This window comes from Gilliamella sp. Gris3-2 (assembly GCF_001690345.1).
GTDB lineage: Bacteria > Pseudomonadota > Gammaproteobacteria > Enterobacterales > Orbaceae > Gilliamella > Gilliamella bombi.
The window spans coordinates 1-12,265 of the sequence record NZ_LZHB01000045.1; the positions used below are offsets into that span (position 1 = coordinate 1).

The 12,265-nt window shown below is 35.2% G+C and carries 8 protein-coding genes; 4 read left to right on the forward strand and 4 right to left on the reverse strand.

The window, feature by feature from the left end; all coding sequences use genetic code 11:
- From A9G32_RS13460 to A9G32_RS06830, 3 genes are all read left to right on the forward strand, one after another.
- Nucleotides 1-1,610 (forward strand): calcium-binding protein (locus A9G32_RS13460; RefSeq protein WP_304362648.1); only part of this gene is annotated, 1,610 nt, incomplete at its 5' end.
- A gap of 111 nt (nucleotides 1,611-1,721) precedes the next feature.
- Nucleotides 1,722-3,830: a type I secretion system permease/ATPase gene (locus A9G32_RS06825; protein ID WP_065589900.1), complete on the forward strand. Its 2,109-nt coding sequence runs from the start codon at nucleotides 1,722-1,724 to the stop codon at nucleotides 3,828-3,830.
- A complete protein-coding gene (locus tag A9G32_RS06830) occupies nucleotides 3,830-5,158 on the forward strand; it encodes an HlyD family type I secretion periplasmic adaptor subunit (RefSeq protein WP_065589901.1) in 1,329 nt (442 codons plus the stop codon). The genes A9G32_RS06825 and A9G32_RS06830 overlap by 1 nt, the downstream gene beginning before the upstream one ends.
- A 116-nt stretch (nucleotides 5,159-5,274) precedes the next feature.
- Here A9G32_RS06830 and A9G32_RS06835 read toward each other — a convergent pair whose 3' ends face one another.
- Nucleotides 5,275-6,291 (reverse strand): amidohydrolase family protein, encoded by a 1,017-nt coding sequence (locus A9G32_RS06835; protein ID WP_218055864.1) that lies wholly within the window; start codon nucleotides 6,289-6,291, stop codon nucleotides 5,275-5,277.
- 453 nt (nucleotides 6,292-6,744) lie between these two features.
- Here A9G32_RS06835 and A9G32_RS06840 point away from each other — a divergent pair, with 453 nt between their 5' ends.
- The gene (locus A9G32_RS06840) at nucleotides 6,745-7,035 is read left to right on the forward strand and encodes a putative quinol monooxygenase (RefSeq protein WP_065589902.1); all 291 of its coding nucleotides are present in this window, start codon (nucleotides 6,745-6,747) and stop codon (nucleotides 7,033-7,035) included.
- Between the two features lie 47 nt (nucleotides 7,036-7,082).
- On the opposite strand, the gene pbpC is transcribed toward A9G32_RS06840, so the two are convergent.
- The 3 genes from pbpC to A9G32_RS06855 all read right to left on the reverse strand — a co-directional run bounded on the left by pbpC (nucleotide 7,083) and on the right by A9G32_RS06855 (nucleotide 12,156).
- Nucleotides 7,083-9,422 carry a penicillin-binding protein 1C gene (gene pbpC, locus A9G32_RS06845; protein ID WP_065589903.1) on the reverse strand — a complete coding sequence of 780 codons (2,340 nt, stop codon included), beginning with the start codon at nucleotides 9,420-9,422 and terminating at the stop codon, nucleotides 7,083-7,085.
- A gap of 69 nt (nucleotides 9,423-9,491) precedes the next feature.
- Nucleotides 9,492-11,225, reverse strand: coding sequence for an arginine--tRNA ligase (gene argS, locus A9G32_RS06850; protein ID WP_065589904.1), 1,734 nt, complete (start codon nucleotides 11,223-11,225; stop codon nucleotides 9,492-9,494).
- Nucleotides 11,226-11,814: 589 nt separating this feature from the next.
- Complete coding sequence (locus A9G32_RS06855; RefSeq protein ID WP_065589905.1) at nucleotides 11,815-12,156, reverse strand: hypothetical protein; 342 nt, start codon at nucleotides 12,154-12,156, stop codon at nucleotides 11,815-11,817.
- Nucleotides 12,157-12,265: the final 109 nt, after the last annotated feature.

The window sequence follows — 12,265 nt, forward strand, 5'->3', positions numbered from 1 at the left end:
TAATTGGTGGTAATAGCAGCATAACTTTAAAGAATGTCTTTTACAATGCAACATCAGCAACCGCAGACATTAATAGCTATAACGTTATTGAGGAGTTTATATTTGCCGATGGCACCAAATTAACGTGGGATGAGGTATTAAACAACGGCTTAGTAATGACCGGTACAGATAGTGACGATATCATTTTAGGCAGTAAAGGCAATGATATCTTAACAGGCGGTGATGGTAATGATACTTTGTCGGGTGGTGATGGCAATGATATTTTAACAGGTGGTAAAGGTAATGACCTGCTATCAGGCGGAGCTGGAAACGATACTTACTTGTTTAATTTAGGCGACGGTCACGACACAATAAATAACCAAGGCAAGCTAGGGTACACCGGTTTTTGGAGTAGAATAAAAACTGATGTTGATACGATCCGTTTTGGTGAAGGGATTCGTGCTGATATGCTAAGTCGTTCTAGAAAAGACAATGATTTAGTTATCTCCATTAATAGCCAAAATTCAATTACCATAAAAAATTGGTTCTCAACAGGTGATACGCAATTAGCCGCTAGGGTTGATTTTTTTGAATTTACAGATGGTTCCCAACTTAATATTAAAGATTGGTATAATAATAATCCAATTGTGACATCGGGCACAGCAAAAGATGAAACCTTATTAAGCTCAAATTACAATGATATTTACCAATTTGGCCGTAATAGTGGTCATGACCAAGTGACAGAATTAGGTGGTAAAGATAAGCTAGAGTTTATCGATGGTATTACGCCAAATGACGTTATATTTTCACGCCAAGGGGCTGATATAAAAGCGACCTTAATTGGTGGTAATAGCAGCATAACTTTAAAGAATGTCTTTTACAATGCAACATCAGCAACCGCAGACATTAATAGCTATAACGTTATTGAGGAGTTTATATTTGCCGATGGCACCAAATTAACGTGGGATGAGGTATTAAACAACGGCTTAGTAATGACCGGTACAGATAGTGACGATATCATTTTAGGCAGTAAAGGCAATGATATCTTAACAGGCGGTGATGGTAATGATACTTTGTCGGGTGGTGATGGCAATGATATTTTAACAGGTGGTAAAGGTAATGACCTGTTATCAGGTGGAGCTGGAAACGATACTTACTTGTTTAATTTAGGCGACGGTCACGACACAATAGATAACCAAGGCAAGCTAGGGTACACCGGTTTTTGGAGTAGAATAAAAACTGATGTTGATACGATCCGTTTTGGTGAAGGGATCTCAGCAAAAATGGTTGATATTAAAAAATCGGATACAGATCTTTTATTAACATTTGGTACCGATTCTATTACAATTAAAAATTGGTTCTCAACTAAACTAGATACTAGATTGTCTTCCCGAATTGATGTTTTCCAATTTGCGGATGGTTCATCGTGGTTAGCGGCCGATATTAACGCTCATATTAACGATGGTATACCACTACCTGTATTTTCATCAAATGCACCTATATCTAATTTTTCATTAATAACGCAGAGTATAAGTACTTTTGTTGCATCAGATGATGATAGTGATGTGGTGACTGATGAGTTAATACTGGCCAATCCATCGCCACATTTTAGTCCTTCAATCAAAGTCTAAAATCTTTAGATTTTATTTTAATCATTAAAAGACAGCTGATAAGGGCTGTCTTTTATTTAGAATTTAAGTTTGTTTTGTCGGTCTAAGTGGTGAATTATTTTGGAAAAATTGATGCAAAAAGAAAAGTATAATGATTTATGGTTAGGATTTACGATTATCGCTCAATTTTATGGATTAGCGGTCAATACTAAATCGTTACAAGAACAGTTCTATCTTGATGATGAACATAATATCTCACTCCAGTTTGTTAGAGCTGTCAAAAAAACAGGGTTAAAATGCCGATATATTGATAAATTAAATCTAAACAATAAAATTTCGACGCCTATTATTGTCCATTTAAAGCAGCAAGGTTATGTCGTTTTATTAGCAGTTAAAGATGGTCAATGGCTGATTCAATCTCCTCACAAAAAACAGCCAGAAGTGATAGTGCCACAGGTACAAGAAAAAATTAGTGCGTTTTTATTTACTAAAAGAATTACATGGGAATCAATTAATCGAGAGTTTAACATCCAATGGTTTTTTCAAGCTTTTATGCGCTATAAAAAACTGATGTGCGAAATTTTATTGGCCTCATTTTTTATCCAAATTTTAGCCTTGGTTACACCATTATTTTTTCAGGTAGTTGTAGATAAAGTGCTCGCTCATCAAAGTTTAACAACATTAGATGTGTTAGCTATCGGCATGTTTACTATCGTGATTTTTGATGTGATTTTGGGAGGGCTACGTAATTATCAAATGGCGCATACCTCTCAACGTATTGATGTCATGCTCAGTTCGTTACTATATAAACATCTACTTTCGTTACCTTTAAGCTACTTTAAATCCCGTCAAGTTGGTATTACTGTTGCTCGTGTTTATGAACTAAAAACAGTACGTGAATTCTTAACTGGCAGTGCAATGACACTTTGTTTAGATATTCTTTTTGCGATTGTTTTTTTTGTCATTATGGCGTTTTATAGTATTCCCCTAACGTTAATTGTTTTAGTGTCATTGATTCCTTATATCATGTTATCAGCTTTTATTACCCCAGTGTTACGTAGACGTCTTGATGAGCAGTTTCAACAAGGTGCTAGAAATCAAGCATTTTTAGTTGAAAGTATCTCTGGTGTTGAGCAAGTTAAAGCGATGGCAGTTGAAAATCATATGACGCGTCGTTGGGATGAACAAATTGCCTACTTTGTAACAAGCTGTTTTAAAACACAGAATTTAGGGAATATTGCTGGGCAAATATCTCAACTGGTTAATAAATTAACGAGTGTTGCCATTTTATGGTATGGTGCAAATTTAGTGATTGAAGGTAAATTGACTGTGGGTGGACTGGTCGCTTTTAATATGTTTGTAGGACAAGCAACAACTCCCGTATTACGATTAGTGCAGTTATGGCAAAGTTTTCAGCAGGTTTCGATTTCAGTAAAACGATTGGGTGATATATTAAATGTTCCTGCGGAGCGACAACAAGAAAATAGCAGTGTTTTGAAAGAAATCAAGGGACATGTCCGTTTTGCTAACATCTCTTTTGCTTATAGACCAGATGCTGCGCCTGTTATTCGACAATTGAATTTATCGGTTAATGTTGGTGAAGTTATTGGTATTGTTGGACGATCAGGATCGGGTAAAAGTACATTAACTAGGCTGATACAACGACTTTATACTCCGATAGAAGGGCAAGTTTTTATTGATGGTATTGATATTGCACAAACAGATCCCCAATGGTTACGTAAACAAATTGGAGTCGTATTACAAGAGACACAGCTTTTTAATGGCTCTATTCGTGACAATATTGCATTGGCGATTCCTGATGCGCCACTTGAAGCTGTGGTTAATGCTGCAATAATGGCTGGTGCTCATGATTTTATTAGTGAATTTCCATTAGGATATGACACGCCAGTTGGCGAGAATGGGGGACAATTATCGGGTGGACAAAAACAGCGAATTGGTATTGCTCGTGCATTAATAACAAATCCTAAATTACTTATTTTTGATGAAGCAACTAGTGCGCTTGATTATGAGTCAGAGCAGATTATTCAAGATAATATGGCAAAAATTTGTCATGATAAAACGGTTTTTATTATTGCTCACCGCCTATCAACAGTTAGGCATGCAGATCGCATTATTGTAATGGAAAAAGGTGAAATTGTTGAACAAGGATCCCATCAAATGTTGTTAGATAAAAAGGGGATTTATTATAAGCTGCATGATTTACAAAGTGGGAGCCATTGATGAAAAAAAAATACCGTGATTTTTTGCCTGCTGTATTAGAGGTTCAAGAGACACCACCTTCTCCCCTTGGACGGTTGTTATTATGGGTAATTATGGTTTTATTTGTTATTGTTGTTTGCTGGGCCTCGTTAAGTAAAGTTGATATTGTTGCTACCACTCGAGGAAAATTAGTTGTCAATGAGCTATCAAGACCAGTTAACACGTCGGTCACAGCTGAAATTGTTGCTGTATTGGTTAAAGAGGGCGAGCATGTTGAAAAAGGACAGCCTTTAATTAAGTTAAATAGCAAATCATTGTTAGCACAATTAGAAGAGAATATATTACAACAACAGATTAATCGTTTTCATATTGCTAGGTTAACATTATTGTACGAACACTACCTTAATCGCCCAGCGCCAATGACTTTACCTACTGAGTTACAAACCGAGTCCCCAATACTTGCCAAACAAATTTCGATGCTACTTCAAGCCGAAGTAGAAGATGATTATAAAGAAAAAGAGGTTTTTAAGTTAAACCAACAAGTTTTAATGGCTCAAATAGAAAATTATCAAGCTCAAAAAGAGATGGCTGAAAATCTATTGCCGATTTATGAAGAACAACATCAGGCGTTGGATGTGCTCTATAAAAAAAATATGACAAGTAAAGATAGTTTACTTGAGGTTAAGAAAAAATATCTAGAAGCAAAATTTACTGTGAGTGCAGCAGAAGCAAAAGTGAAAGAGATGCGAGCAAGTCATGCTCAAGTTGATACACAAATAAAGTCTCATGTTGCTGATAAAATTAAAGAAGTTGAACAGGAAAAAATACAAAAAATTAATCAAAACCACATTTTATCCGTACAACAAAAACAGTTGGAAGCGCTTATTGCACAGTATGAATTAAAAGCCCCGATCGCAGGGATTGTAGAATCGTTAGCTTACCGAGATGCAGGTGCTGCAGTTGAAGCACCTCAAGAGCTATTGAAGATTGTTCCTGAAAATGAAAAACTGATTGCAGAAGTTTGGGTTAGCAACCAAGACATTGGTTTTCTAAGAAAAAACCAATCAGTTACGGTAAAAGTTGATACATTTGATTTTACGCGTTATGGTTGGATTGAAGGCAAATTGTTAACTATTTCTTCTGATGCTATTGAAGATAAAGACTTAGGACTTGTATATAAGGCTGTTATTGAATTAAGTAAAAATCATTTAATTATTGATGATCAACCTGTTAATTTAGAGCCAGGGATGTCTATTTCTGCGGAAATAATAACAGGACAAAGGACATTATTAAGCTATCTGTTAAGCCCAATGATGGAAGCTTTAGATGACGTTGGTAAGCAACGTTAGTACATTAATTTGTAATAATCTTTATTTAATCTGACAGGTAATTATTACTCATCGGGAGCATTTTTCAGATAAAAACCGATGAGTAACTTATGTTGATAAGTTTGTTCTATCTCAAATCAATCAATACCTAGCACCATTCGCCCATTCTTAGTTGCCACATTAATCACATTGTCTAAATCGGTATAACGGCATCCTGTTACTAACAATTTAAGTTCTTCCCACATATTACCCGTTGAAAATGGTAACATATAATCACTAACATTATCTGTGCCAATAGCAACAGGAATACCTGCAGCCGCCAGTTCATCAACAGGGGTTAATGAGTTACGAGTAGGGCCTTGTTCTTCACGACGAGGGCTATCGATCCAAGCAAAAGGACAAGCAATAACCATCATTTTGGCCTCTTTCATTTTTTTGTAGAGTTTTTGGCGATATGCTAAACTATGCGCGGTGATAGAAATGCTATGGATAGCAACCACACGCCCGTGCATACCATGCTCAAGAGTTTTATCGGTAAGTTGTTCTGTTTCGATTTCATCTTGTGAGTTAAATTGGTCAACATGTACATGCACCATTTTGCCTAATGATTTACCTGTTTGCATTAACACATCAAGATGTTTAAGTCCCATACCTTCACCATGATCACGCTCATCACGACGCGGTAAACCGCCAATAATATCAACTAAACCAGCTCCTTTATCAAACCAATAACGTGCTTCTTTATCAATAACACCTTTAAGTGTTTGATTAACTAATTTAATGGTGATGTCATTTTTATAAGTTTCTCGTGCTCTTAAGGCACCTTTAATTGCTCGTTCTTCAGCAATAGGATCAATATCAACAAACGATCCCATGGCACTTACATCTTGCTCAATCATACGCTCAACCGCCATACTAAAATGGCGATAGTAATCATCTTCGCTCATTGATGCTTTGACTTTATCTAATGTATCCCATTTTTCAATTAAAGTCTGTTTTTGATAGACATCAAAACTATCAACCGAAATAGTAAAAGCACGATCAGCATGCATATGTGCATTAACCCATCCGCCTTTTTGCTTAATATTATTCATTAAATAGGCTTTTAAACTTTGGTCTCTTGTGGTTAATAACATGTTTTTATGTTCAATCATAATATGCCTCTACAATTCAATCTAAATGAAGTTGATAAAATCGGACGCAATAGGCAAAAAAAATCCCCCAAAAAGGAGGATAAAATGGAATCAATAATATTAATGATTAAGATTACTGAGTTACAATTGATCATTGTGCCTACACCGTGTCGATAAAAAACTGCAGAAATTCTAACCAAAATATTTTTAATAGCAAGTACTATAATTTATAAAATATATAAATAAATGAAATGGTTAAAGTATTATTTTTTAGATTTTTTACTTCAAAAAATAGTTTTTAATAAAGTTAATTACCAATAAATTAAGAAATAAAATCATAACTAATTATTTAATAACAATAATTAGTTGTCATAAAAATGAGATTATTAACCTTAAATACTGCTTTTTGATATTAGCAGTAGCAAGCGTATACTACACAAGCAACTTATTTTGAAATATAGGTAGTCTACTGACATGAGTCAATTAAATATTATTGCCACAATCACAGTTAAACCAGAATTCTATGACGCATTTCAACCGATATTTAAACGATTAGTTGCAGGTAGCAGGGCCGAAACAGGTTGTGTGCACTATGAGCTTAACCAAAGTATTGATAACCCCAATATCTTTATTGTGATCGAAACATGGGTATCACAGCAGGCAATTGATTTTTACAACACAACGCCACATTTTGTTGAATTTGCCAACTTTGCTAAAAAACATACTGATAGATTAGAGATTAATATTGCCAAACAAGTAATATAACTTAAAAGATGATAGTAGCTAACATTTGGGGTTAACTACCATATTAATTAATCAAACAGTTCGATTTTTATATTCCGTGAATCACTTCGACCCATATCGTCAAGCACTAAAATTTTAAAAGTCCCGCTTTGTGTTGGGATCCAGTTAAGAGCCTTCCGTGGCTCGGTTTGCCCAATAAAACTGTTATTAACAAACCAATAAAGTGATTTAACATCACCATCACAATTAGCAGTAAAACTAATTTGTTCATTTTTTTGTTTAGTGGTTCTAAATTGATAAACTACATTTTTAAGAGGCGAAGTTATTTTTGGCGGTTCGCCTAAAAAATTTTGTGATGAATGACAATGTTTTGTTGATGGTGGCGCTTTTTTAGCAATCCCAGCTTTAGCAAAAACAGCGGCTAAATCTGACGGCCAATATTCAAAAACAGCTAAGTGAGAGGTTGCTAAATCATAAGGAGGACAAACAGCTTTACCTGTTTGATTGTCGACCATAACGGGTCTAAAAATGGTATCGGGATTAATTGGCGACACACCCGGAATAAACCACGTTTTACCTTTTGCCTTGCACCATTGAGTCAGTAGATTGCCACTGGTTAGACAAATATCGATACGCTTTAAATTTGGAGGTAATGGGCGATTAGGTTCACGCAAGTTAGGATAATAAGCGTTAATACTTTCAACGATATTAAAAAAGAGCGGTGTGGCGGCATCGACGCCTACAAAGGCATTATTACCACTACCATCAAAGTTACCAAGCCAAACCACCATTGCATAGTTACCAAAAGTTCCAGCTGTCCAAGCATCACGAAATCCCCATGATGTACCTGTCTTCCAAGCAACGGGTACCACCTTTTTTTGCATTTTGCTAAGTACATCTTGTGGGCGGGTATTTTGTTTCAACATATCAATGGTCATAAATGCTGCTTGTGGACTTAACAGCTTTTGTGGTTCGGGTGAGTCGTCGGCTTCAATAAATTGCAATGGCTGCCAACGACCTTCGTTGGCTAGCATGGCATATAACCCGACTAACTCTTGTGCACTAACTTCACCACCACCTAACACTAAAGATAAACCATAATGCGACTCATCGGCGAGTTTTTGGATATGGGCATTGACCAAAAATTGATAAAAAGAGGGATTATGTAATTTAGAGGCCACCGATACAGCAGGAATATTACGGCTATGAATTAATGCATCGGTTGCCGAAATAGGGCCACGAAAGTTACGATCAAAGTTTTCTGGCGTGTATGAACCAAAATCAGTGGCCACATCTTTTAAAATTGTACGAGGATGTAAAACACCTTGGTCAATACCAAGCGCATAAATAAACGGCTTAAGTGTAGATCCGGGTGAGCGTTTAGCAAGTGTACCATTAACTTGACCTTGGATAGAATTATCAAAATAATTAGCCGAACCAATCAGTGTCTTAACCTTCATTGTTTGGGTATCAACCAAAATTACCGACGCATTATTAATACCTTTTATGCGATTTCGCTCAATAAACAAATTGACTTGCCGACTAATGATTTTTTGCAGATTATTATCTAACGTAGTTTTAATTTCTTGAGCATCGCTTTGCTGTTGTTGAATGATTTGATTAATAAAATGCGGTGCACCAAAAGGCATTCGTTCTGGTTGACGCAAAACCAACTTTTGCGAAAAAAGAGCGACAATATTGCTATCAACAAAATATTTTTCTTGCCAACGCTCAAATAATTGATTTCTTGCTTTAACTAACGCTTTGCCAGCAAATCCTGTTTTTCGATCAACTCGATATGTTGGTGATTGAGGTAATACCACCAAAGTTAACGCCTCGGGCAAATTGACTTGTGAAGGTGGTTTATTAAAATAGATAAATGACGCAGCACCAATACTTTCAATATTGCGACCAAAAGGGGCATAATTTAAATACGCTTCTAAAATATCATGTTTAGAATACATCAACTCTAACTGTATAGCCCTAGCAATTTGATGCAACTTCCCACCAATGGTTTTAGTATTTAACCGCCAATGCATTCGCGCAAGTTGCATGGTAATGGTTGAAGCTCCTTGACGATTTCCACCACCAAGATAGGTTGCTCCAAAAGCCCTAATTAGACTAAATGGATTAAAGCCAACATGATAATAAAACCACTGATCTTCGTGCAGTAACAAACCATTAACAATATCAGGCGAAATATCTTCTAAAGGCGTCCATAAACGATAACGATCATCATTGGCTAATGTCATTCGAATTAGCTGGTTATTATTATCATAATAGCGCTTTGAAAAAGTAAGTGATTCAGAAAGAGGAGCATGAGGTAACAAACGAATAATAAGGATCGCAATAAATAATAGTAACAAAGCCATTAATTTATTTTGATGATGAATAATAAACCTAAACATGTTTAGTCAAAAGCTTAAAACGCATGTATTAAAAACACCACCAATGCGTTCACATCGGTGGTGGTTAAATTACATTTTATCAACAGTTTTAATGCCTAGCATATCAAGGCCAGTTTTAAGTGTTTTAGCTGTTAAAGAAGCTAATTTTAAGCGACTTTGTTTCAGGCTTTCGTTTTCGGCTGCTAAAATAGGGCAGTTTTCATAAAAACTTGAAAACAGCGTTGCAATTTCATAAAGATAAGCACAAAGCACATGTGGTGTACCTTCGCTTGCCACGATTGAAATAGTCTCATCAAATTGAATTAAACGAGTTGCTAAAGCACGCTCTTTATCAGATTCCAAACTAATATTAGCTGTTAAGCTATCTTCAGAAATATTGGACTTTTTAAAAATTGATAACACACGGGTATAAGCATATTGCAAATAAGGTGCGGTATTGCCTTCAAATGACAACATATTATCCCAATCAAAAACATAATCAGTAGTCCGATTTTTAGAAAGATCAGCATATTTAACTGCACCAATAGCCACCGCATCGACAATTTTTGCAAGCTCACTTTCAGAAAGATCTGGATTTTTGTTACGAATTAAAGTTGTTGCACGCTCACACGCTTCATCTAGTAAATCATTTAATTTAACAGTATCGCCAGAACGGGTTTTAAACGGCTTACCATCTTTACCTAACATCATACCAAACATATGGTGTTCAAGCTTTAATGATTCTGGTACATACTTAGCTTTGTGAACAATAGCCCAAACTTGCTCTAAATGTTGATGTTGGCGGGAATCAGTATAATAAAGAATACGATCGGCATGTAACGTTTCGTAACGGTATTTAGCACAAGCAATATCGGTTGTTGCATAAAGGTAGCCACCATCACGTTTTTGGATGATAACACCCATCGGTTCGCCTTCTTTGTTTTTATACTCATCAAGAAAAACAACAATCGCCCCTTCACTTTCAACCGCAAGCCCTTTCTGTTTTAAATCGGCAACAATATTAGGTAGCATGCTGTTATAAATACTCTCACCCATGGTGTCTTCAAGCGATAACGTAACATTTAAACGTTTATAAGTGGCAATATTTTGCGTCATGGTAATATCAACTAGCTTGCGCCACATATCACGACAATATTCATCGCCACCTTGTAATTTCACTACATAATTACGAGCTTTTTCGGCAAACACTTCGTCTTCGTCATAATGTTTTTTAGCGGCGCGATAGAATGACTCTAAATCTGAAAGATCCATATCATTGGCATGTTCATTTTGCATCTTTTCAAGATACGCAATTAACATACCAAATTGTGTTCCCCAATCACCAACATGGTTGGCACGAATAACGTTATGCCCTAAAAACGATAAAACGCGAACACTGGCATCACCAATAATGGTTGAACGCAAGTGTCCAACATGCATCTCTTTGGCGACATTAGGCGCCGAATAATCAACTACTATAGTTTGCGGTTTGGCGGGTAAAGTAATATTAAGCTTATCACCACTTAAAGCAACTTCATTTTGCTCAGCAATCCAGCTATTTTTCAAAAAGATATTAATAAAACCAGGACCTGCAATTTCAACTTTTTCGGCGATATCATCGATATCTAAATGTTGCAAAACAGCTTGGGCAAGATCTCGAGGTGGCATACCAAGTTTTTTGGCAACTGACATAATGCCATTAGCTTGGTAATCACCAAATTGTGCTTTGTTTGATTGCTTAATTAAAGCGTCACAGTTCTTATCTGCACCTGCCATAATCATAGCTTGCGAAACACGTTGCGTTAATAATTGTTGAATATTCACACTAAACCTAACCAATTATAATAAAATGCCCAATATAATACCGACAAAGTGATGAATTGTCACTGATCGCATAAAAAGGGAGGGATCCTTTTTATTAAAAAGAGTGTAAAAAATCAAATAAAATTGATGCTACAGCCAAAATGTTTTAATCAAGCTTTAGTTTTCATCAAAAAACAAAAATATAATGTAATTGTTTGATTTTTCTAAAAAATGCCATTTATAAAAAACTTCAATAAAATCAATAGTCTACCTGAGCAGTTTTAGAGCGGAAAAATACTCTCACAACACTGTGTAAGATCAATATGAATTTATGTTCAGACTAATATTGACAAATACCCACTTGGAAAAAGAGATAAAAATGGATACTAAATACAGGCTAAATTGGATAATAAATAAGCGTATTGTAACACGTTAGAAGGTATTTTTTATCAAATTTGAATTGGTTGTCCGTGATGAGATATTTCAATAAAAAACTCACGAAAGGATCATATTGCTAGTGTCTATAAATATCGTCAATTGGTATAACGATATTAGCATGTTGTATGATACGGTTAAAAATGTAAAGAAGGATCATAATGAATACAAAAGCTCAACATCCCCGAGTAATATTTTTATTGCACATTTCTTTTAAAAACATATCTGAATAAGAGCTTAAATTATCTTGATTTTTACCAAGCGGGTATTTTTTCCCTAATTTGAGCAGCCAATCACTAAAATGATGTAAAAATAATTTATTATCATTATCGATTTCAAATATTGCAGAATCAGAATAAGAATCAACTAATAAATCTAATATATCCAAAAAAGCTTTATCATTTTTTAAAATCTCATCAACTGTAATTGCTTGAAGATATTTTATTATGTCTATTATCTGAGATAACGTTAAAATAGTTGGACCATTTTTTATATTATTTAATATTTGTTGGATCATAGCATTTATCTAAAAATTAACATCTCATTCTATTTATATAGTAGATGAATTTTGTACTTTTTGAACAATTTTTAGAACGATAATTACAGATGTAATATAATTGGGGAAT